Below are 22,117 nucleotides of genomic sequence, written 5' to 3' on the forward strand. Positions count from 1 at the left end.
TATCGAGGTGATACCAGTGGTTCATACCAGCACCGATGATGATCATCGATTTACCATGGGTTTTATGAGCGTTTTCTGCGAACTCACGTGCCACTTGAATGACACGCTCACGACTCAGACCAGTGATTACTTCTTGCCATGCAGGCGTGCCTGGTACGGTTGCATCGTTGTAGTCATCAGTGACATGCTCGCCACCAACCCCATTATCTACGCCAAGGTTAGCAACCGTTAAATCAAATACGGTTGCGACGATAGCGGTTGTGCCATCGGCAAGGGTGATGGTTTTGCAGGGAATGGTTTTTTGTTGTATGGCTTCGCCTGGTACGGACGCAAAATGTGGGTGTTCAACATGACCAAAATAGTCAAAGCCGACTAAGCAGGTTTCACCACTGTCTTTTAAAGTCAGTGTTAGATCAATATCTGTACCTGTGGTACCGTTTTTTTGTTCAAGGTTCCATTTGCCTTTTTCTCCCCAGCGATAGCCGATAGAGCCAAGCGGGGAAACCAGTTCGCCATCACTGTTCAGTCCGATAGTTTTCCATTCTGGATTGTTTTCTTGACCCAGATTATCAATTAAGTCAGAAGCACGCAGATAGCGACCAGCATGGCGCGCGCCGTTTTCGCCTTCTAGCATGACTAGGACCGGTAAATCGGTGTAGCGCTTGGCATAGTCTAAGAAATAATCGCTTGGCTGCTTGAGATAAAATTCTTTGATAATGACGTGACAAAAGGCTTGAGCCACGGCGGCATCGGTACCTTGTTTTGGGTTCAACCATAAGTCGGTTAATTTAGACACTTCAGCATAGTCAGGGGTGATAGAGACGGTTTTAGTGCCTTTGTAACGAACTTCGGTGAAGAAATGCGCATCGGGTGTACGCGTTTGCGGAACGTTAGAACCCCACGCAATAATATAGTCAGAGTTGTACCAATCCGCTGATTCTGGCACGTCTGTTTGTTCGCCCCAAACCATGGGCGAAGCAGGCGGTAGATCGCAGTACCAGTCATAAAACGATAAGCAGACGCCACCGATAAGAGACAAATAACGACTACCCGCCGCATAACTGACCATCGACATGGCAGGAATCGGAGAGAAGCCAACAATACGATCAGGACCAAAGGTTTTAGCGGTATAGACGTTACTGGCCGCGATGATTTCATTGACCTCGCTCCACGTCGAGCGGATAAAACCACCCAAACCACGCTTGGACTTATACTGTTCAGCTTTGATAGGGTCTTGGACGATACTGCCCCAAGCATCCACTGGATCAGGATGCTGAGCTTTGGCTTCGCGCCATAATTTGAGTAGCGGCTTACGCACTTTAGGATATTTGACACGGTTGGCAGAGTACATGTACCAGCTGTAACTTGCGCCACGAGGACAGCCACGCGGTTCGTGATTCGGTAGATCTGGGCGGGTTTCTGGATAGTCGGTTTGCTGTGTCTCCCAAGTCACCAGTCCGTTCTTTACGTAGATTTTCCACGAGCAAGAACCAGTACAGTTGACACCATGTGTCGAGCGCACGATTTTGTCATACTGCCAACGACTGCGATACACGTTTTCCCAATCACGAGGCTCATCGCGCGTCTCGCCATGTCCATCGGAGAATTCGCCTTGTTTGCGTTTAAAAAAACGGAATTGGTCGAGTAAATGGCTCATTTCGCTATCCTCTGTGTTGTTGCGTATGGTTTATTTAGAGCTGAGTGCAGGCGAGTTCTGTATTCGTATCTGTATGCACATAAGCCGTCAATATCATGTCGATAGCGTCATTCTAAGTAAGTCATAGCAGTCTTACTATCATCTAACATGAGCACAGCACTACCACCTTAGTAGTAGCTGCTAACACTCAAATCTTCTTAAAAGCATCGTTAAGAACAAATAAGTACTGCCAATTAATAAGCCAAAAGTAGCAGTAAACATTTAAAATAATATTTAAGACAAAAAAAGTGCCACTTACATCAGCAAGTAGCACGGTTAAAAGGATAAGGATTGTTTATCGGAAGAGGCGTATTAGCAAGGAATCTCAGCGTTGGAACGGCTATAATACCACCAAGTCAACAAAATACAGAGCACATAAAAGACAACCAAAGCGATAAAAGTGCCGTCAACACCCAGTCCTGAGCCAAACATCTTGGGGACGAAGAATGCGCCATATGCTGCTACTGCTGAGGTAAAACCAACCACCGCAGCTGACTCTTTACGTATCTCAACGAACAGTTCTTCTGTACCCGCTTTTTGTGGTTTAAGGCGCTCATGAAAGGTTCTAAAAATAACGGGAATCATCGTAAAGGTAGAGCCGTTACCAATACCGGTGGTAATAAACAGCACCATGAAGGAGATAAAGTAACCAATGAAACTGCCTTCACTGGTTTCGCTCGGTAAGAAGTACATCACAGCCAAAACGGCCAATACCATCACCACATAGTTCCAAAGCGTCACTTTAGCGCCGCCAACTTTATCAGAGATCCAGCCACCTATTGGACGAAATAACGCCCCAACCAGCGGCCCTAAAAAAGCAAATTTGAGTGCATCAATGGCGGGAAACGAGTTTTTAATCAACATCGGAAAAGCCGCTGAAAATCCAATAAATGAGCCAAACGTGGCCATGTAAAGAATACACATGATCCAGTTGTGTTTACGTTTAAAGATGATTGATTGATCTTTGAATGACGCTTTAGCGGTAGAGATGTCGTTCATCCCAAACCAAGCCAGCACTGAAAACAGTAAGATAAATGGTACCCAGATAAAGCCGGCGTTTTGTAGATAAATCAATTTACCAGTATCTGATACCTGCGGGTCACCGCCCAAACTACCAAATGCCGCCACCAGTATGATGACTGGAACGACGAACTGCATGACAGATACGCCCAGATTACCAAGACCTGCATTCAGGCCAAGCGCGGTGCCTTGCTCCGCTTTGGGATAGAAAAAAGAGATGTTAGACATGGATGACGCAAAATTGCCCCCACCAAAGCCGCAAAGTAGCGCAATAATGGCAAATATCATAAACGGTGTATCAGGATTTTGCACAGCAAACCCCATCCATAGTGCTGGGATGAGTAACGATGCCGTAGAGATTGCCGTCCAACGGCGTCCACCAAAAATAGGCACCATAAAGGAATAAAAAATCCGCAGTGTTGCCCCCGATAGACCTGGCAACGCCGCCAACCAAAACAGCTGTCCGGCATCAAAGTCAAAGCCGACCTCTGGTAGGCGAACGATGACCGCGCTCCACACCATCCATACTGCAAATGCCAGTAATAATGATGGGATAGATATCCATAAATTTCGAGTAGCGACTTTTTTGCCGCCACCTTCCCAGAACTCTTTTATTTCAGGACGCCAGTCAGTGATGAGCTTACCACCTTTGAAGTTGTAATCATTGCCCATACTATTCCTCACTTAATATCGTCTGTGCTTAGTGATCGTTGATATTTTTATATCGTTAAGCCGCTATAAAAATTGCGGTACGCCGCCGCTTTTATTACAAATGATAAAAAAAGCGCGAGTACGATTACGCGTTAGCGCTAACCATCACTTGATGGAGGCATAACAAATAATGACTTACGGTACTTCGTTAACCCCATTATTAGTATTAATACATAGTGGTATACTGATGACTAAAAGGAGTATATTGCAGGCAGGTTTATTAGCGATGGGTTTGTCTTTCAATCCCTTGATACTCAAAACCATGGTCTTAAAAGTTTTAAGTGTGAGGTTTTCAAAAACTGGTTTTTGATGGGTGAACGTTATTAATTATGTATAGTCTACGAAGACAATCTTTGTTCCTTCATGCTTGGATTACGATTCTCATAATCTTTGTCTTATGTTTTATGTCAGCGGTCGGTAGTGGGGTACTTGCTTGGATAGCAAAATCAGATGCCGAGGCTATTAATACCGCAGGCTCGATTCGAATGGCGACGTATCGTATTAGCCTTCAGATAGCGACTGATTTTGAGGCTGATGATCCTTTTAGCTCAAACCTAAGTATTAAACAGAGTGGCTTGGAGAATCAAAGTGACAATCAAATTGCAAACCAGGCAGAACAACAAGATAGATTAGACTTTTCTGATAAAGACATTGCCGAAAAGGTGGACATTCTTGTTGAAGACATGGAAAACCGGCTTGAAGAGTTGCAGGCGTATCAGCTAACGAGTGCCAATAGACATACACTTATTAACAGTGAACTGAGTCAGATTAAAGCCCAGTGGTTTGAAGAGTTGAAGCCCGCGTTATTAGCACAAGATAAGCAGGGTTTTTATGGCGTCTCAGCGCAGTATATCGAAGATGTAAATCGCTTTGTTGGTGAGCTACAGTATAGAAATGAGCAGCGGCAGACATGGCAGCAAAAACTGCAAATGCTCTCACTGATACTAACCATCATTATTATGCTCATTGGCATACGTAGACTCCATCAGTCAGTCCTAACGCCTATCCAGCAACTGATTAAAGCCAATAATCGGTTTAAAGAAGGCAAGTGCGATACCAGAGTATTTATTACGGGTTATAGAGAATTTGAAACGCTTGGCAGCTCTTTTAATGAGATGGCGAGTACGATTGAGACTTCTCAGCGCTCGCTTGAAAATGAAGTGCAGATCAAAACCCAGCATCTGGTAAAAGCCAATCAAGTACTGTCGCTGTTTTATGACTTTTCAAAATCTATCACTACCAATCAAGTGAGCTTATATCGGCTCGATGCGTTGATTGCCGATTTCAGCAAAACCTTTCCCCATTTAGAATTTACGCTGTGTATACAGAATAAATATATCACCCAAAAAAATGCCATTGTTCTTCATGGCGAAAAAATGAAAGAGCTGTGCAAAAAGCTCAACTGCGATAACTGCGTGACCAAAAATGGCGAGTTCACCAAGTCTTATCCTATTAGTCATCAACAAGAAGAGTTTGGTGAGCTACGTGTCAGACCAAAGTCTGCCCTAGTGATGAGCAGTACTTTGACATCGGATGACAAGAATGACATATCGCCATCACAGCGCATTAAAATGACAGAAGAGGAGAGTGCGTTTCTATTTTCAAGTACGGAATTAGATGCCCAAAACAATGAGTTAATCGTTGCATTGACCAATTTAATCAGTGCCGCATTGTCGCTACGCAAGCAAAGACAGCAAGAGCATCAGCTTATTTTGCTCGAAGAGCGCTCGACCATTGCCAGAGAACTGCATGACTCTTTAGCGCAGTCGTTGTCTTATCTAAAAATCCAAGTGAGCGTTTTAGAACGACATCTTAAAAATGCTGGCAGCGAATCAGTGCAAGCCCCTGTGTATCAAAATATTGAACAGATAAAAGTGGGACTGGGTTCAGCTTATCAGCAGTTAAGAGATTTATTGGTCACTTTTCGCCTGACTATTGATACCGACAGTTTTGATGAAGCATTGCACGACGCCGCCAGCGAGTTTGCCTTGAAGGGTAACTTTGATATAGCGGTACACAATCATATTATGACGCTCAATCTAAGTGCCACTGAACAGATAGATTTGATTCAAATTGCCAGAGAAGCCCTATCAAATATCAGCCGCCATGCCCAAGCACAACGCGTAGAGATTCGTCTCGGTTATGAAGAGGACGATAAGCATATCGCTATGAGCATCATTGATGATGGTATCGGTATGTCGGGTAGTGTCGATCAAACACAGCACCACGGTTTAATGATTATGAAAGAGCGCGCCCATAACATCGGTGGCGAGCTAATCGTTGCTGAAAATCAACCGCAAGGCACCATCATCACAGTCAGATTTGAACCCAACTTTTTTAATGAAGATAGCAACAAAGATGCTTATTTGTAATTTAACAAAATAATAATTTTGAATGATTGGCTTGTTGTTTCTAATCTTTTTGTTTTAATTTCGGACAATGAAATTTTTGCACCATTTTTAATTTGTGAGTATGTTATGAGTACTAAAGTTTATACCAGCAGTTCTCCAGCTCGGCTGTTATTAGTGGACGACCATCCTATGCTACGCCGCGGCATATCTGAACTATTAAGTCTTGAGAGCGATGTCAAAGTCGTTGGTGAGGCCAGCAATGGTCAAGATGCATTGGCTTTTTTAGAAAACAATGAAGTGGATTTGGTGATACTTGACCATAAGATGCCGGTACTCACTGGTATCGAAACATTAAGAGAAATCAAAGCAAGAAATATCAGTATCAAGACTGTACTGTTCACGGTTTCTGACAGTGGTGAAGATGTACAAGAGGCTTTAAAGTTGGGCGTCGATGGCTACTTATTAAAGGATATGGAGCCTGAGTTAATTATCGTCGATATTCGAAAGGTATTGCGAGGAGAGCTGGTCATTAGTCCCAATCTTGCATCGATACTGGCACAAACGTTGCGTACACCCAGTATTGAAGACATTGCAGGCAATCTAACGAGTAGAGAACTACAGGTGATTCAAATGATCGCTGAAGGACTCAGTAACAAAATGATTGCCAATAAATTGGATATCGCAGAATCTACCGTCAAGGTTCATGTTAAACACATTCTCAATAAAACAGGTCTGCGCACGCGGGTAGAAGCGGCGGTATGGACAGTGAATCATTTGTCTAAGCAGTCATAGAGGAAGCATCCAGCAGTTATGAAAGTCTTTTAGGTAATGCCCATACTTGCGATAATACACCTCTATCTATGCCAAAAAACCACCGAGCCTATAAGCTAGGTGGTTTTCTTATACAGGTTAATCAGATTAGCCTTCTTCGGCGGCAATCTGTCGATCTACTGATGACATTTTGTATTCGTCATCAAAAGCGCCTTCAGGTTCTTTTAACCAGAAAAAACAAAGTATCCAAGCAATAAACGCCCCTATAGCAATAATAAAAAAGAACTGGTTTGGTTCAACCAAGGTAAAGACAAATAAGTAAAACACGGCCCCAACGTTACCATAAGCCCCTGCCATACCAGATATTTGCCCCGTTAGGCGTCGCTTAATCGACGGAATAATACCGAAAGTTGCGCCTTCTGCACCTTGCACAAACACTGAACATAAAATGGTGAAGACCACGGCAATAAACAATGGCCACTCTGCATTCAGTAACCCCATCAGACCAAAGCCGATACCAATGCCGAACATATATACCAACATAACCAAACGACGATTGCCGATGCGATCAGAGATATAACCCCCTAGCGGACGCGCCCATAAATTAACAAAAGCAAAAGTCGACGCCACTAGACCTGCTACGGTAGGGTCAAGCTTCCACGTTGCTGCAAAAAACATCGGTAGCATAGAGACCACTGCTAGCTCTGCGCCAAAATTGGCGAAATAAGTGACATTGAGGGCAGCCACAGAGGTAAAGGGGTATTTATCGTCTTCAGGAATACCCGCTTTGAGCATGGGCACGTTGACACTAATGGCCTTATAAATTTGGTAGATAACCACAACAGCGATCAGAATATAAAAAGCCCACGCACCTGTCTCACTCAGAAACCCCATATTTTGAGTGCGGTAAACCAATACGCCCAATACACCATATAAGGGAACGATAAATAGGCAATATAGTAAAAGATCTCGCCAACTTGACACCTCTAAGGCTCCCGCCTTACGGGCTTTTTTATGGGTATCTTCTGTAGGGCCATCGGTTATCAAAAACCAATAGGCAACGCCATATGCTGCCATGAGCAAGCCAGATAATGCAATGGCCCAACGCCACCCATCTTCACCACCAAAAAACTGTAGCGCAACGGTAGGGATAGTAATCGCGGCGGCAGCGGAGCCAAAGTTGCCCCAGCCTGCGTAAAACCCTTCAGCAAGGCCAATGTCTTTGGGCTTAAACCACAATGCGGTCATATGTATACCGACAACAAAACCTGCGCCAACGATAGACATAAACAACCGCGCGACAAATAGCTGCATGGCAGAGTTACCGAAAGCGAAAAACCACGTCGGTATCGCCATCACCACCATAAGTATGGAAAACACGCGTCGAGGGCCAAAACGGTCCAATGCCATTCCTACGACCACGCGACCAGGAATCGTTAAAGCGACATTGGCAATCAAAAACAATTTGATGTGATCAGGGGTCAAGTAGCTTTCAGTCTGTAGCATCGACGTTGCGAGCGGTGCCATATTGAACCAGACATAAAAGGTAAGGAAAAAAGCAATCCACGTGTAGTGAAGTGCTCTTATATCACGACGTTCAACCTCAAGTAGCTCTTTCGCATGCATGACAAGTGTCCTCCACCATAAAACTGGCTAGTTTAAATGGAGACAATGTAGCAACAAGTAGGAGACGCTACTATTGGGCGAAAGCAGTATATATCCTGCTTTACATACTACTTAATGAGGATTAAAAAGTAGACTCAATGTGATATATTAATTGATACTCAGAGTCGCAAGACGCTCTTAAGTCGAACACTAAAATAAATAAATCAAATTCGCTAAGGAAGTACCATGAGTCAGTCAATAATACCAACTCACTGGAAAATAAAACGTTCTACCCATTTTTTCACCAAGGATAATGTCCCTAAAGCATTATTGACCCATCACAACACGGCAGAAGGCGTATTTGGCCAAATTTGCGTCATGCAGGGCACAGTCACCTTTTATGGCTTTGCGAATGAAGCCGCTACCGACCCAGAAAAAACCATCGTGATCAAAGCAGGACAGTTTGCTGTTAGCCCGCCTCAATATTGGCACCGCATAGAGTTGAGCGATGATGCCCAATTCAATATCAACTTTTGGACAGAAGGGGACACGGGTAACAAGTCGATGTTTAATAGCTCAACCATCCACACGAAACCCATCGAAAAATTATTTGATCAGTCAGTCAAATGAAAACCATCACACTGACTGAAGTCTTAAACGGTTATTCAAGATGTGAGAGGTAACTCATGAACCACTTTTGTCACCAATCTCGGTAGCGATACGAGCTTTGCAGCAGCTCGTCTTGATAACCAAGGCAATGTTACGCTTAGGGCGGCAAAACCAATCTGAATATGGAATACAAAAAAGTTAGAGAAAAGTCTGGTATCTTTGCTAATCAAGCCAACCTTGTCGCTCATTTATCACCTCATAGGACGGACAAGCCAATAACGAGAGCAACATTAGAATTGGTCACAAACTATAATACAAAATATATATTGTAGCGCGTAGGTCGAGCAGAGCTTCTAATCAAAGCTCCAACTCTAAAGCCTAAGTTCTATAAAGCACCTTAACCACATGCCAGCCAAATTTGGTCTTTACCAAATGCGGGGTAAATAGCTCACCGTTGAAGCAGATTTTATCGAATGCTGGTACCATCTCGCCTTGTGTAAACTCACCTAAATTGCCACCTTTTTTACCTGAGGGGCAGGTTGAGTGTTTCTTAGCCAGCACATCAAACTGAGCGCCTTTTTTAAGCTTGGCAATAATGTCTTCTGCCTGTTCTTTATGTTTTACTAAAATGTGTGATGCGCTAGCTGTACGAGCCATAAGAGTAAACCTTTTATAAAATATAGATAATCGCGGCATTATATCACGGCTTATCTAGGTTGTTAGTCTCACTTGAATGCTGGCAAGTTAACAATATTGCTCATACCAATGTGTATTAACAAGAATAAAGACAATATGTTTAAGTATTTATTGGTATTATTCATCAAACGTTGTTAAATCCTTGGTAGTAAAGAAACTGAATGAGAAGTAAATTTTTACTCTTTTCCTACTACTGTATTTCAAGCTCAATCAAAAAAAGAGACTAATATAATGAAGATTGAACACTCAATCATAATGATAACGGGTGCGTCGTCTGGTATTGGCAAGGCGACAGCGATTGCCGCTGTAGAGAAGGGTGCACACGTTGTTTTACTTGCTCGCCTTGGCAATCTCTTGCGATATTAAAATTGTTACGGAAATCGTAGCCTAACAAGCTATTAAATATGGACAAATAACAGTTGGTTTTTACTCTTTCTTTGCTAATTTTAAGCGACTACTTTTAGCCTGCTAACAAGCCGTGATTTTTGGATATTTTAATTCTTGGTTTGCATTGCAGTCATTCAGTGGAATTATTGAGCTATGTAATATACATCGTTTTAGGGTGTTATAAATCACAAAAATGGGACAGAATAAGCTATTAAGTTTCTTTATCGAGATCGAGCATGGATGAAAAAGTTAAAGCATCATGGGAGCGAGTACTTCATCCTGAGACGCTTAAAAAAAATATTATTACCGCCTCTATATTTTCGATGGCCTTCGAAATGCTCAAGAGCAGCATTGTTGAAAAAATAGAAGGATTTTTTACAGATGGGTTTGATGAAAATGGGATGATTGTTAGTCCTGAATATAAAGAAAAGGTTCTTACCTTAAATAGAAGCCCTCTCTATGCATCATTGAAATGGCTTCAAGATATGAGTGCTATTGATGATAAAGATGTAGAGAAATTTGAGCATATTAAAAAGTGTCGTAATACCTTAGCTCATGAGATGCTCACGTTTGCCTCGTCAGGTGTAGAATTTGATGTCGCCGAAGCATTCGAAGAAATGACTGGCCTATTGAGAAAAATAGAAATTTGGTGGTTTGAAAACCTTGAAATGGCGATAGACCCAGAGGCTTATCCCGAAGGCCTAGACTTAGATCAAGTGATTCTTGGCCCCGTATGGAGTCTTCAAATGCTCATTGACGTTGCTCTTGGGCCAGAGGAGGAGGCGCGAAAATACTATGATCACTTTGTCGCAAATGCAGTCGTTACCAATGACTACTCATGTCACTGAGCCGACAGCCAACATTTAAACGGTATCACTCTTTACTTCTTTTTTAATTGTGCAAAGCCTCTTAACCACTTCTACGCTGAAAAGTGCTCATTAACCACTCTATTTATAACGGCAAAGCTCAATCGGTTTTAACCAATTGAGCCTTTATTGCTTATGTGATTACTCTATCGGAGACGGTTTACCGTGTGGGCTTGAGCGCAGATATTGTTTAGGCGCTTTTACTTTTGCGCCAAGCTCTGCAGCAGCATACCAAGGCCAGTGCGGGTTATAAAGGATGCCTCGTGCTAAGGCAACCGCATCAGCTTGCTGCTCAGTAATGATGCTTTGCGCTTGCTTGGCTTCAGTTATCAAGCCCACTGCGATGACGGGTATATTGACCGCTTCTTTTAAGGCTGTTGCAAAAGGCACTTGATAATTAGCTTCCACAGGAATTTGTTGTTCTGGGCTAAGTCCTGCCGTGCTTACATGGATATAATCACAGCCTAATGCCTCTAATGCTTTAGCCAGTTCGATCGTTTGTGTAAGATCCCAGCCGCCCTCAACCCAATCGGTTGCAGACACACGCACACCCACTGGCTTTTCGCTTGGAAACTCAGCCCGAACCGCTGTAAATACGTCAAGCAGCAAACGCATTCTGTTCTCAAGGCTGCCGCCGTATTGATCATCACGTTTATTAGAAAGTGGCGATAAAAACTGGTGTAATAGATAACCGTGAGCGCCGTGGATTTCAATCAAGTCAATACCCAGCGCATCGGTGCGTTTTGCTGCATTGACAAAGTCGCTTATTAGCGCATCAATGTCATTTTGATCCATTGCTTTGGGCACAGTGGAATTTTCATCATACGCAAGTGCCGACGGTGCAACCGTTTGCCAGCCGTTTAACTGATCCGGCGCAATCGAACCGCCGCCGTCCCATGGTTTTTCAGTTGACGCTTTACGCCCCGCATGGGCAAGTTGGACACCAATCGGCATAGGGCTGTACTGTCTGATAGCTGTTAAAGTTTTACCCAGCGCTGTTTGCGTTCTGTCATCCCACAATCCCAAGTCAGCATAGCTGATACGTCCTTGTGGGTTGACGGCCGTTGCTTCTAAAATAAGTAGTCCTGCGCCGCTCAAACTCAGTTGGCCCAAATGAATCGTATGCCAATCGCTTGCCGCGCCATCATTGGCAGAGTATTGGCACATGGGTGCAATGATAATACGGTTATCTAGTGTTAGTTGCCCAAGTGTCAAAGGCGAAAAAAGCTGGCTCATGGTGAATCCTTAAAAAATACGTCTAAAGGCACGGAAAATAAAATGCAAAAGCGATATAAATTGTCTATGGTCGATTCTCTTTAAAAGAGATACAGTGAGACTGGGATAAATTTTGCGCAACCTCTGTATTAACAGCATGCAAGAAAAATTTATACCAGTCACACATTATTAACGGATCTATTTTATTGAGAACTGACTATATATGATCAGCGATTGAATAGTTGATGGGGATGAATGGTTATTTTTATAGGGCACATTTATGTATAAGCCATGACATGTAGGCCTAAGTGGTTTAAAATTTTTGGCAGGTATGTCTTCATATGACGTTTTACTACTAAATTTTGCTGCAATGCCCTAGCTAATATACAGGTTGTCTTGGATACTGTTTTTCATATGTAGCAGGCGAGGGGCGATGTCTTCTTCTAATTTGTCACGACTAAGCACAAAGCTTGGTGCGCCGCAGTTAAACGTTAGAAGTCCCTCAGTCGGATGCATTAAAGCAGTGGCGACCGCATTCACATCTTTTTGCCATTCACTGATCGAAAAACAATAGCCATAATCGTCATAGTCTTTAAACGCTTTGTCGAGTCCTCGTCTGATTTTTAGCCAATCCTCTTTATACTTACTCCGAATGGCATTTAGGATAAACTCTTGCTCGGCAGGCGGCATACTTGCCAAACAGGCTCTACCCATTGAGCTTAAATGAATGGGCAGGTAAGAGCCAACGTTGCGGCGCATGGTTGTGGCGCCAGAGCCTTGCACGACGTTTAGATAGACCATCATTAGTCGGTCGCGGGTTGCCATAGCGACAGCACTATTGGCATAATCGGCAAGCTCCTCCATGTAAGGTGTGACCAAATTATTGGTAGAGATATTGGCCATCATCGTATAGCCAAAACCCAATACACCGACAGAGAGCTGATATTTACTGCTGTTTGTTGATTGTTTTAAATATCCCAACTTGACCAAGGTATAAGTCAGGCGGGTGATTGTGCCTTTAGGTAGCCCTGTCAATTGACTCAAATCTTGATTGCCAAGATACGGCCGCTGAGGCGTAAAACAACGAAGCAATTCCAGTCCACGAGCCAAGGCTGTGACAAACTGCCTGTCGTTTTGATCCCTCATCTCTGCAATCGGCTCTAACAATTCGATATGGGCGGCATTGTTAGTGTCTTGATCTGCACCAGCTTTAGTTGTCATAGGGTCTTTTTTAGTCTCAATTAAGTGAAGGTAAGTACAAGGGTACACACTACTTGTAAGGCTGTTTGTACAGGTAAATGCAAAACAAAGACGGTGTGACTGGGATAAATTTTTCGTAGCCTCTGTCGGCCTAGGCACAGCAAGCAAGAAAAATTTTTACCAGTCACGTACTATAATGTCGTGTAGCCCTTATTTATCAATATACATTCAGATCTTTAATATAGGCATTATAAGCTATTTCGCTATGCGGTACATATACTGACTGATATTTCATTTATTGGTATTAAGCTTGCTGGGGATCATACTGCTTTTCTTTGATAAACAAAGTTGGAATCAGACCACATAAGAAGTACGCGCCTGCCATCAGCAATAACCCTGAGCCAATAGAATTGTGCATGGCCATATAACCAATAGCGACAGGCGCAATCACTGAACCGAGTCGGCCAATATTAAAAGCGCCGCCAATAGCAGTGCCACGGATAGCAGTGGGGAAGCTTTCGGTTAAATAAGTGGCGTTAATAGCATAAGGAATACCGTATAAGAAACCGAAGGTAATCATCAACCAGCCGATGTTTTCCGGCGTGTGCATATACACCAAAATAGGGATAAATAAGGCAGTGCCCATCGTACCGAAGGCAAATACGATTTTGCGACCGATTTTATCAGCCACAAGGCCCGCGACGACTTTAGCAAACATCATGGTCAAATACGTACCCGCCATATATAGCGCCATCTCTTTAAACTTAATACCTAGTTCGGTTTCTAAATAAGACGGCAGCCAGTTACTGACGCCAAAATAACCAAACAGTAGTAGTCCTGAGCTCATCGACCATAAGATAAACATCAAGCGATGTTTTGGATGTTCAAATATGGCTTTATAGGGGTTTTCAGGTTTTTCAAGCGAGTTTTTGAGTCCGCTGAGCTTAAGCGCGCGCGCCTCTTTCCAAGATTGAGGTTCAGGAATCAAAAAATACATAGAGATTGAGAGAAGAATCGGGATAAAAGTTAAGAGATATAAGGTGCGCCAGCCATAGACAGGAATGATCCATGCTGAGATGCTGGTGATGACTAGTGATCCCAAGGTAAAGCCTGTCATTAGTGCAGCAAGCACGGTCGTTCGATGCTTAGTTGGGACCATCTCAGACATCAGCGTGTTGGTTGCGATATACAAACTACCAAGACCCAAACAAGCGACAAATCGCAATGCCACAAACTGCTCATAGCTCTGCACAAATCCGCTAAAACCAGACAGGATAGAAAACATTGCCGTTGCAATCACGATAACACGCACGCGGCCAAAACGATCACAGGCCCAGCCGCCAAAAACCCCACCGATTGCCATACCAAATAAGGACCAACTGCCGAGCGCTCCAGCTTGTACGTTGGTCAAGCCAAACTCTTCCTTCAAACTTGACAAAGTAAAGGCAAGAATACCAATATCCGCACCATCACATAACAATACTAAAAAACAAAAAAAGAACGCCAATTTCCAAGGTTGTTTTTGAGCGGCATTCAAGCTTGGATTTGACGCGATAGCGGCACTTTTCACAATGAATATCCTTATTGTTGTGAGAGTAAAAGACGATTGTCTCTAGCATGGGTTGTTATATGGCTTAGGTTCAAGCTCAAGCTTAACTTTAGGTATCTGCGTCCTAGCAAATACCTAAGTACGCCTTGATATAGTCAATCCAAAAAAGAAGTAGTGCATATAGACATAATGCGCTACTGGTATAAATTTTTCTCACTGGCTGTTCACAAGCGTGACACAGGTTTCGAAAAATTCAACTCAGTAGAACCGTACTCTTTTAAAATGGATTAGATATCAAATTCCTTAAATGACCGATGATTACTCGCTCGCTTCTTTAATCATATTGCGGGCGATAATAATTTGCTGGATTTGGGTGGTACCTTCGTATAAGCGGTATAAGCGCACGTCACGATAAAAGCGCTCAATGCCGTAATCTGCAATGTAGCCTGCACCGCCATGAATTTGCACCGCTCTGTCAGCAACGCGGCCACACATCTCGGTCGCAAACATCTTAGCGCACGACGATTCTGTCACCACGTCTTTACCTTCATCACGTAGGCGCGAGGCATCTAACACCATTGATTTGGCCGCATAAATTTCTGCCTTTGAATCCGCAAGCATGGCTTGAATCAACTGAAAATTGGCAATGGGTTGACCAAACTGCTTACGATCTACCGCATAGCGTAGAGCATCATCCAACATCCGAGTGGCCGCGCCCGTACTGGCAGCCGCGATATGTAAGCGACCTTTATCAAGTACTTTCATCGCTGTTTTAAAGCCCACGCCTTCGACACCGCCGATCAACGCACTTGCAGGAACGATGCAATTATCAAAGATGACATCGCAAGTGTGCGCGCCTTTTTGTCCCATTTTTTTGTCAATTTTGCCAAGCGTAATACCAGGGGTGTCACTTTCAACGATAAAGGCAGAAATGCCACCTGAGCGTTTGTTTTGCGGATCAGTACGCGCCATGACAGTAAACACACCTGCCTGCGGAGCGTTGGTGATGTAGCGCTTGGTGCCGTTGATTACATAGGTGTCACCATCTTTGATCGCTGTGGTGCTCAGTGACGCGGCATCTGAGCCGGATTCGGGCTCAGTCAAACAAAATGAGCCGATAATCTCACCGCTGGCAAGTTTTGGTAGATATTTTTGTTTTTGTTCTTCAGTTCCATCGATGACCAGACCAGATGAGCCAATGCCGTTATTAGTGCCGATTAGAGAGCGAAAAGCCGGAGAAGTGCGGCCCAATTCAAAAGCCACGATGACTTCCTCTTCCATCGTCAGACCAAGCCCGCCGTATGCTTCAGGAATAGTTAGTCCAAACAGACCCAATTCTCGCATTTGACTAATGATCTCTTCTGGTAAGCGATCGTTTTCTGCCACCCAGTCTTCTTTTGGTATGAGCTGGTTGTTAACGAATTGGCGAATGGTTTGGACGATATGGTCAAGTACTTCCTTATCTCTAATCATAAGATACTTCCTTGTTTAAATAGCATCTGCTGCTTATGGATGATGACTTCGTAATTCAGTCGAATCCCCAGCATAATAGATAATTTATTCAATTACAATACTTTTGGTTTTAAAAACCGCATTGCGGTATTTTTAATAATTAATGAATTTGAAAAGTTCTGATTAAGTAACATTTAATTAAATTTCTTTCTTCACAAAGGAAAATAAACGGTATATATTGGTATCAAATATCGCTGTGCGGTATTTAAGATTTATTTTTGATGTGCTCTTAGGCTTGTAGTGATTTACCTAAGTAGTGCCTTTTACAGCAACGCATGCAAAAACCATATTTAAAAACAGTCGTTAGAGGACAGTATCATGGAAGAGCAAATTATTAGTTGTGAGTACCAAGGAAATGGCGTTAGCGTGGTCAAGTTAAATCGACCTAAGGTTCGCAATGCGTTAAACGGTGAGCTGCGTGAAAAGATGGCAGATATCTTTATTCAATTAAATGATGATCCCCAGACCAAGGCGATTGTATTGACTGGCGGTGACAAAGTGTTTGCCGCTGGCGCTGATATCAATGATTTTTTGACCGCAAAAACAGTCGACGTCTATTTGCGCAATAGCGAGCGCCACTGGGATGCAATTACCAACTGCCGCAAACCTATCATTGCAGCGGTCAATGGCTATGCACTAGGCGGCGGCTGTGAGCTTGCCATGCATGCCGATATCATTGTCGCAGGCAAGTCTGCTAAGTTTGGACAACCAGAGATAAAGATTGGCCTGATGCCGGGAGCAGGTGGCACGCAGCGCCTGTTTCGTGCCATTGGTAAGCACAAAGCAATGAAGCTGATTTTGACAGGCGACATGATAAGCGCAGATGCAGCCGACCAGATGGGACTGGTGTCTGAAGTCGTTGACGATGAGGCCACCATTCAGCGTGCCATTGAAATCGCTGAGCAACTGGCAAACTATTCACCCATTGCTTTGGCCCAAATCAAAGAAGTCGCCAATCTAGGGGTAGATATGCCGCTACAAGCTGGCTTGGCATTAGAGCGTAAAGCCTTTCAGATTCTATTCGATACCGACGATCAGAAAGAAGGTGCCAAGGCCTTTTTGGAAAAACGCACGGCTGAATACAAAGGGCGGTAGTTTGTTTAGGTATGGCCAGTTAGCGTTATAGTGCGCAACTGCTACAAACTTTTCTTGCTTGCTGTCGCCATGCTGGCCCTCTCTGATATTGAACGGATGATAAAAACAAGATTGTATAAGGGATTATTATGACTGTGAACACATTGGCCATTGTTGGCACCGGTATTATGGGCATGGGCATTGCCCAAATCGCCGCCCAAGCAGGCATTCAAGTCCTGTTATTTGATGCAAAATCAGGCGCTGCGGATAACGGCCGACAAACGCTCAAAGTCACGCTCGAAAAGCTGGCTGCCAAAGGCAAGTTTACCGATGACGAGCTACAGGCGACTTTAGAAAATCTTGTCGTGGTTAAAGAGCTGGCATCGATTGCCAATGTCGATGTTGTGATTGAAGCGATAATTGAAAATCTAACCATCAAACAACAGCTTTTTAAACAATTAGAAGATGTGGTATTCGCTGAGACAATTTTGGCAACCAACACGTCATCGCTATCCGTCACGGCGATTGCTGCTGATTGCCAGCATCCAGAGCGCGTAGTGGGCTTTCATTTTTTTAATCCTGTACCCCTCATGAAAATCGTCGAAATCATCCCAGGGCTTTCTACCAAGCCAGCAGTCGTAGAGACACTCACGACCTTAGCTAAGCGTATGGGACATTTGGGTGTGGTGGCAAAAGACACGCCAGGGTTTATTGTCAATCATGGAGGCCGAGCTTACGGCACAGAAGCGTTAAAGATATTGGGCGAAGGCGTTGCAAGTTTTGAGCAGATTGACCGTATTTTACGCGATGGTGCAGGCTTTCGTATGGGGCCATTTGAGTTGATGGATCTCACGGGTGTTGATGTGTCGCATCCAGTGATGGAGTCCATTTATGAGCAGTTTTATCACGAACCCCGCTATCGCCCGCATCCGCTAACCCGTCAGATGCTCACTGGGAAAAGACTTGGTCGTAAAGTGGGAGAAGGGTTTTATCAGTATCAAGATGGACAAAAATTCGTCGCAAATGCGTCGCAATCATCAACTGGGGCGTCATTGTCTACTTTAGAGACTGACTTATCAAATGTCTCAGTTTGGATTGGTGCAGATAGGGCAGAAGACAAGCAACGATTAATTGATTATCTAACTGATTATGACATCAATGTTGATGATAACGATACGCCACACCCCAACAGCCTAGTACTGCTGGCAACTTATGGCGAAGACACCACCAATGCCGCTATGCGCTATCAAGTTAATCCTGAACAAGCTGTGTCCATTGATATGCTCACTGACTTGTCTAAACATCGAACGCTCATGCCAAGTATTGTCACGCAGGATAATTTTATTGCTCAAGCTTATACGCTATTTGGTAGCAATGATAAGAGTAATAAAAGCGCTCAGAATGAGAATATATCAACTACTCAAACCAATGCCACGCTGATTGCTGAGAGCACGGGCTTTGTGGCGCAGCGAGTGCTGGTAATGGTAATAAATCTTGGCTGCGATATCGCCCAGCAAGGCATTGCCACACCTCGCGATATCGACAATGCCGTCAAACTTGGACTGGGTTACCCGTATGGGCCTATCTCATGGGGCGATGCGCTTGGTGCTGAGCGAATCTTACTTATTCTAACGCGTATCTATGCGCTAACAAATGATCCGCGTTATCGTCCAAGCCCATGGTTACAGCGCCGCGCTACCCTTGGTGTCTCGCTGTTTGCTGAGCAAACCCAATATTTGTAATACCAGCATTCGTAACAATAGCTTTTTAAAAACAATACTTTAGAAAACAACGATTTAAAAGACAAACACCAAAAATACGACTATTAAAAATATGACAAGGAAACGTTATGTTAGATGCCTACATTTATGATGGATTAAGAAGCCCTTTTGGTCGCCACGGCGGCGCCTTGGCAAGTGTGCGACCTGATGATTTGATTGCGACCGTGATAAAAGCCTTGGTCGAGAAGCACCAGCTAGCCGATGACACGTTTGATGAAGTATTAATCGGGAATACCAATCAAGCAGGTGAGGACTCACGCAATATCGCTCGCAACGCCGCATTGCTGGCAGGATTGAATGTCAAAACGCCCGGTCAAACCGTCAATTGTTTGTGCGCCTCAGGGTTATCAACGGTCATTGATGCTGCGCGTAGTATCACTTGTAATGAGGGCAATATATTTTTGGCAGGCGGTGTGGAGTCCATGACGCGTGCGCCTTTTGTTTTTGCCAAGACTGAGCAGCCTTTTAGTCGTGAATTCAAAGTATTTGATACGACCATTGGTAGCCGCTTTCCTAATTCTATTTTGACCGAAAAGTTTGGCAACGATAGCATGCCGCAAACGGGAGACAATGTCGCGCGTAAATACAATATCACTCGTGAAGAGGCGGATAAATTTGCGGCGGCCTCGCAAGCGAAGTATCAAGCGGCAAAACAAGCGGGATTTTTTGAAGATGAGATAACGCCAATTGCAGTTTCACAAGGTAAAAAACTGCCGCCAAAAGACATCATAGAAGACGAGCATCCTCGCGCCAGCTCCACGGTTGATGCCCTACAAAAACTCAAACCATTAAATAAAGACGGTATCGTAACCGCAGGCAATGCCTCAGGTATCAACGATGGGGCCGCCGCTTTGATCATTGGCTCGGCGCAAGCAGAACAAAAACTAGGCTTTAAACCCGTTGCCAAGATTTTATCCTCTGGTGCTGTAGGCGTTGAGCCAAACATCATGGGTGTCGGGCCTGTCGACGCCATAAAACTGGCATTAACGCGTGCTGATCTGAGCCTTGAGGATATGTCTATTATTGAGATCAATGAAGCCTTTGCTTCACAAGTATTGGGCTGCCTTAAAGGCTTAGATCTTGATTTTGATGACAAGCGCGTCAATCCGAATGGCGGGGCGATTGCCGTAGGTCATCCACTTGGTGCCTCAGGTGCCAGAATAGCGTTGAGTACAGCGCGCGAGCTACAGCGTACTGGCGGCAAATATGCCGTGGTCAGTCTATGTATTGGTATTGGGCAGGGACTCGCCATGGTTATAGAGCGGGTGTAACGCTTGCCATAACTTCGCACTATTATTTTTATCAAGGATGACATTTATGAAGGCCATGACAAACAGTACAACAACGCCCTCAATACTTAATCAAAATGAAAACTACCATCAAGCTGACGAAGCGTACGGTTTTCCTTTGATTATTAAGCAGCTTCTAAATCGCGCAAAAATCGCTTCTACTAATCAAACCATTAGCTATGCTGACAAGGTAACTTATACGTACGCTGAGTTTTTCCAGCGCGTGAACCGCTTGGCAAATGTGCTTAAGAATATGGGATTGCAAGCAGGAGATGTGGTGGCTGTTATGGATTGGGACAGTCATCGCTATCTTGAGGCGTATTTTGCTGTGCCCATGTCGGGCATGATTTTACAAACAGTTAATATACGCCTGTCTGAAGACAAAGTGCTGTATACCATCAACCATGCCAAACCCAAAGCCTTATTGCTAAATGCTGAGTTTGAGCCGATGGCGAAAGACTATCGTCATGATGCGCCTTCTATTGAGCACGTTATTTGGCTTGATGACGTAGAAGATAGCAATACTGTCCTGCCAGACTATGTCGATGGTGAGTATGAAGCCTTGCTAGCCGCTGTCAGTGACGAGTTTGATTTCCCAGATTTTGACGAAAACACCATTGCTACCACCTTTTATACGAGTGGCACAACGGACGACCCAAAAGGGGTGTTTTTCACCCATCGGCAAATTGTACTGCAAACGCTGGCGAGTACCTTGGCATCAGCGCTCAATGCTGAAGGTCAGGGCGCACGCTACAACGATGTTTATATGCCAATGACACCATTATTTCACGTCCATGCTTGGTGCTGGCCGTATGGTGCGACCATGATAGGACTCAAACAAGTCTATCCTGGGCGATATCTAGCGCCAACCTTGATTGATTTGATTGAGGAGCACAAAGTCACGCTGTCACACGGCGTACCATCGATACTACAGATGCTACTTAAAGAGATGGCAGCGCGAGGGCGTAAGTTTAATAATCTCAAGCTGTTACTAGGCGGCTCAAAGCTAAATGAAGGCTTAGCCAAAGCGGCGATTGAGAGCGGTATCGAATTTATGTCAGGGTTTGGTATGTCAGAATCCTGTCCTGTGTTATCTAGAGCGGTGTTCGATGACAAAACAGACTCAATGACCACAAAGGATCAGCTCAATTATCGTTGTCTGTCAGGTTCGCCCATTATGCTGGTTTCGATGGAAATTTGGGATGAAAACGGCAAACCGCAACCAATGGATGGCAAGTCGACAGGCGAGCTTGTGATTCGAGCGCCTTGGCTGACCCAAAGCTACTTTAAAAATCCAGATGCAGGCAACGAGCTGTGGCGCGGCGGCTGGATGCACACCCAAGACATTGCTTGTATCTCAGCCAACGGTACGCTTAGCATCACGGATAGGCTCAAAGACGTCATTAAGTCGGGCGGTGAGTGGGTATCCTCGCTCGAAGTTGAAACCATCTTATCCTTTCATCCGAGCGTCGCTGACGTGGCTGTGATTGGGATACCTGATGAGCGCTGGGGCGAGCGACCTTTAGCATTGGTGGTGTTAAAACCTGAACATAGCGCAACTAGAGCAGAAGATATCTTGGCACTCGGTCATCAAGCGGTTGAAAAAGGCCATTTACCTAAGTATGGCGTGCCAACCGAGATCAAGTTTTTGGTCGATATGCCAAAAACAAGTGTCGGTAAGCTCGATAAGAAAAGAATGCGAATGATGCATGCAGAAAAGCTTATTTAGTTCAAAAACCTATTAAATAAGAAACTATTAAACAAGAAACTATTAATAATTAAAAA

The 22,117-nt window shown here is 44.1% G+C and carries 17 protein-coding genes; 9 read left to right on the forward strand and 8 right to left on the reverse strand.

All coding sequences use genetic code 11. From position 1 onward, the window contains the following. Together ACT3TH_RS11575 and ACT3TH_RS11580 are read right to left on the reverse strand one after the other, a co-directional pair. On the reverse strand, nt 1–1,657 hold a 1,657-nt coding region (locus ACT3TH_RS11575; RefSeq protein WP_444755987.1), incomplete at its 3' end, for a molybdopterin-dependent oxidoreductase. 351 nt (nt 1,658–2,008) lie between these two features. Then, the gene (locus ACT3TH_RS11580) at nt 2,009–3,388 is read right to left on the reverse strand and encodes a NarK family nitrate/nitrite MFS transporter (RefSeq protein ID WP_444755988.1); all 1,380 of its coding nucleotides are present in this window, start codon (nt 3,386–3,388) and stop codon (nt 2,009–2,011) included. 443 nt (nt 3,389–3,831) lie between these two features. Between ACT3TH_RS11580 and ACT3TH_RS11585 the strand changes: the two genes are divergently transcribed. Together ACT3TH_RS11585 and narL are read left to right on the forward strand one after the other, a co-directional pair. Continuing rightward, a complete protein-coding gene (locus ACT3TH_RS11585) occupies nt 3,832–5,799 on the forward strand; it encodes a histidine kinase (RefSeq protein ID WP_444755989.1) in 1,968 nt (655 codons plus the stop codon). Between the two features lie 105 nt (nt 5,800–5,904). Beyond that, on the forward strand, nt 5,905–6,570 hold the full coding sequence (gene narL / locus ACT3TH_RS11590) for a two-component system response regulator NarL (RefSeq protein WP_444755990.1): 666 nt from the start codon (nt 5,905–5,907) through the stop codon (nt 6,568–6,570). Between the two features lie 126 nt (nt 6,571–6,696). Here narL and ACT3TH_RS11595 read toward each other — a convergent pair whose 3' ends face one another. Next, on the reverse strand, nt 6,697–8,175 hold the full coding sequence (locus tag ACT3TH_RS11595; protein ID WP_444755991.1) for an MFS transporter: 1,479 nt from the start codon (nt 8,173–8,175) through the stop codon (nt 6,697–6,699). A 225-nt stretch (nt 8,176–8,400) separates the two neighbouring features. On the opposite strand from ACT3TH_RS11595, the gene ACT3TH_RS11600 reads away from it, so the two are divergent. Beyond that, the gene (locus ACT3TH_RS11600) at nt 8,401–8,784 is read left to right on the forward strand and encodes a DUF1971 domain-containing protein (protein WP_444755992.1); all 384 of its coding nucleotides are present in this window, start codon (nt 8,401–8,403) and stop codon (nt 8,782–8,784) included. Between the two features lie 357 nt (nt 8,785–9,141). On the opposite strand, the gene ACT3TH_RS11605 is transcribed toward ACT3TH_RS11600, so the two are convergent. Next, nucleotides 9,142–9,420, reverse strand: coding sequence for a peptidylprolyl isomerase (locus tag ACT3TH_RS11605; RefSeq protein ID WP_444755993.1), 279 nt, complete (start codon nt 9,418–9,420; stop codon nt 9,142–9,144). A gap of 270 nt (nt 9,421–9,690) precedes the next feature. Here ACT3TH_RS11605 and ACT3TH_RS11610 point away from each other — a divergent pair, with 270 nt between their 5' ends. Together ACT3TH_RS11610 and ACT3TH_RS11615 are read left to right on the forward strand one after the other, a co-directional pair. Continuing rightward, nucleotides 9,691–9,825, forward strand: a complete 135-nt coding sequence (locus ACT3TH_RS11610) for an SDR family NAD(P)-dependent oxidoreductase (RefSeq protein WP_444755994.1) — start codon at nt 9,691–9,693, stop codon at nt 9,823–9,825. A 257-nt stretch (nt 9,826–10,082) separates the two neighbouring features. Next, nucleotides 10,083–10,694, forward strand: a complete 612-nt coding sequence (locus ACT3TH_RS11615; RefSeq protein WP_444755995.1) for a hypothetical protein — start codon at nt 10,083–10,085, stop codon at nt 10,692–10,694. A 159-nt stretch (nt 10,695–10,853) separates the two neighbouring features. Here ACT3TH_RS11615 and ACT3TH_RS11620 read toward each other — a convergent pair whose 3' ends face one another. The 4 genes from ACT3TH_RS11620 to ACT3TH_RS11635 form a co-directional block, all read right to left on the reverse strand. Continuing rightward, nucleotides 10,854–11,948, reverse strand: coding sequence for an NADH:flavin oxidoreductase/NADH oxidase (locus tag ACT3TH_RS11620; protein WP_444755996.1), 1,095 nt, complete (start codon nt 11,946–11,948; stop codon nt 10,854–10,856). A 354-nt stretch (nt 11,949–12,302) separates the two neighbouring features. Further along, the gene (locus tag ACT3TH_RS11625) at nt 12,303–13,148 is read right to left on the reverse strand and encodes an IclR family transcriptional regulator (RefSeq protein ID WP_444755997.1); all 846 of its coding nucleotides are present in this window, start codon (nt 13,146–13,148) and stop codon (nt 12,303–12,305) included. Between the two features lie 283 nt (nt 13,149–13,431). Next, nucleotides 13,432–14,697 carry an MFS transporter gene (locus ACT3TH_RS11630; protein WP_444755998.1) on the reverse strand — a complete coding sequence of 422 codons (1,266 nt, stop codon included), beginning with the start codon at nt 14,695–14,697 and terminating at the stop codon, nt 13,432–13,434. Between the two features lie 297 nt (nt 14,698–14,994). Further along, a complete protein-coding gene (locus ACT3TH_RS11635) occupies nt 14,995–16,149 on the reverse strand; it encodes an acyl-CoA dehydrogenase family protein (RefSeq protein ID WP_444755999.1) in 1,155 nt (384 codons plus the stop codon). 357 nt (nt 16,150–16,506) lie between these two features. On the opposite strand from ACT3TH_RS11635, the gene ACT3TH_RS11640 reads away from it, so the two are divergent. The 4 genes from ACT3TH_RS11640 to ACT3TH_RS11655 all read left to right on the forward strand — a co-directional run bounded on the left by ACT3TH_RS11640 (nt 16,507) and on the right by ACT3TH_RS11655 (nt 22,061). After that, nucleotides 16,507–17,283, forward strand: a complete 777-nt coding sequence (locus ACT3TH_RS11640) for an enoyl-CoA hydratase (protein WP_444756000.1) — start codon at nt 16,507–16,509, stop codon at nt 17,281–17,283. 128 nt (nt 17,284–17,411) lie between these two features. Continuing rightward, on the forward strand, nt 17,412–19,004 hold the full coding sequence (locus ACT3TH_RS11645) for a 3-hydroxyacyl-CoA dehydrogenase (protein WP_444756001.1): 1,593 nt from the start codon (nt 17,412–17,414) through the stop codon (nt 19,002–19,004). A 107-nt stretch (nt 19,005–19,111) separates the two neighbouring features. Then, the gene (locus tag ACT3TH_RS11650; RefSeq protein WP_444756002.1) at nt 19,112–20,314 is read left to right on the forward strand and encodes a 3-oxoadipyl-CoA thiolase; all 1,203 of its coding nucleotides are present in this window, start codon (nt 19,112–19,114) and stop codon (nt 20,312–20,314) included. A gap of 46 nt (nt 20,315–20,360) precedes the next feature. Next, complete coding sequence (locus ACT3TH_RS11655) at nt 20,361–22,061, forward strand: fatty acid--CoA ligase (RefSeq protein WP_444756003.1); 1,701 nt, start codon at nt 20,361–20,363, stop codon at nt 22,059–22,061. Nucleotides 22,062–22,117 lie beyond the last annotated feature (56 nt).

The organism is Psychrobacter sp. AOP22-C1-C5, from assembly GCF_052378885.1.
Taxonomy (GTDB): Bacteria; Pseudomonadota; Gammaproteobacteria; order Pseudomonadales; family Moraxellaceae; genus Psychrobacter.

Bases quoted from the DNA above. Each gene is read 5' to 3' on its own strand.
- ACT3TH_RS11580 (WP_444755988.1), bottom strand. From the start codon at position 3,388: ATGGGCAATGATTACAACTTCAAAGGTGGTAAGCTCATCACTGACTGG.
- ACT3TH_RS11585 (WP_444755989.1), top strand. From the start codon at position 3,832: ATGTCAGCGGTCGGTAGTGGGGTACTTGCTTGGATAGCAAAATCAGAT.
- narL (WP_444755990.1), top strand. From the start codon at position 5,905: ATGAGTACTAAAGTTTATACCAGCAGTTCTCCAGCTCGGCTGTTATTA.
- ACT3TH_RS11595 (WP_444755991.1), bottom strand. From the start codon at position 8,175: ATGCATGCGAAAGAGCTACTTGAGGTTGAACGTCGTGATATAAGAGCA.
- ACT3TH_RS11600 (WP_444755992.1), top strand. From the start codon at position 8,401: ATGAGTCAGTCAATAATACCAACTCACTGGAAAATAAAACGTTCTACC.
- ACT3TH_RS11605 (WP_444755993.1), bottom strand. From the start codon at position 9,420: ATGGCTCGTACAGCTAGCGCATCACACATTTTAGTAAAACATAAAGAA.
- ACT3TH_RS11610 (WP_444755994.1), top strand. From the start codon at position 9,691: ATGAAGATTGAACACTCAATCATAATGATAACGGGTGCGTCGTCTGGT.
- ACT3TH_RS11615 (WP_444755995.1), top strand. From the start codon at position 10,083: ATGGATGAAAAAGTTAAAGCATCATGGGAGCGAGTACTTCATCCTGAG.
- ACT3TH_RS11620 (WP_444755996.1), bottom strand. From the start codon at position 11,948: ATGAGCCAGCTTTTTTCGCCTTTGACACTTGGGCAACTAACACTAGAT.
- ACT3TH_RS11625 (WP_444755997.1), bottom strand. From the start codon at position 13,148: ATGACAACTAAAGCTGGTGCAGATCAAGACACTAACAATGCCGCCCAT.
- ACT3TH_RS11635 (WP_444755999.1), bottom strand. From the start codon at position 16,149: ATGATTAGAGATAAGGAAGTACTTGACCATATCGTCCAAACCATTCGC.
- ACT3TH_RS11640 (WP_444756000.1), top strand. From the start codon at position 16,507: ATGGAAGAGCAAATTATTAGTTGTGAGTACCAAGGAAATGGCGTTAGC.
- ACT3TH_RS11645 (WP_444756001.1), top strand. From the start codon at position 17,412: ATGACTGTGAACACATTGGCCATTGTTGGCACCGGTATTATGGGCATG.
- ACT3TH_RS11650 (WP_444756002.1), top strand. From the start codon at position 19,112: ATGTTAGATGCCTACATTTATGATGGATTAAGAAGCCCTTTTGGTCGC.
- ACT3TH_RS11655 (WP_444756003.1), top strand. From the start codon at position 20,361: ATGAAGGCCATGACAAACAGTACAACAACGCCCTCAATACTTAATCAA.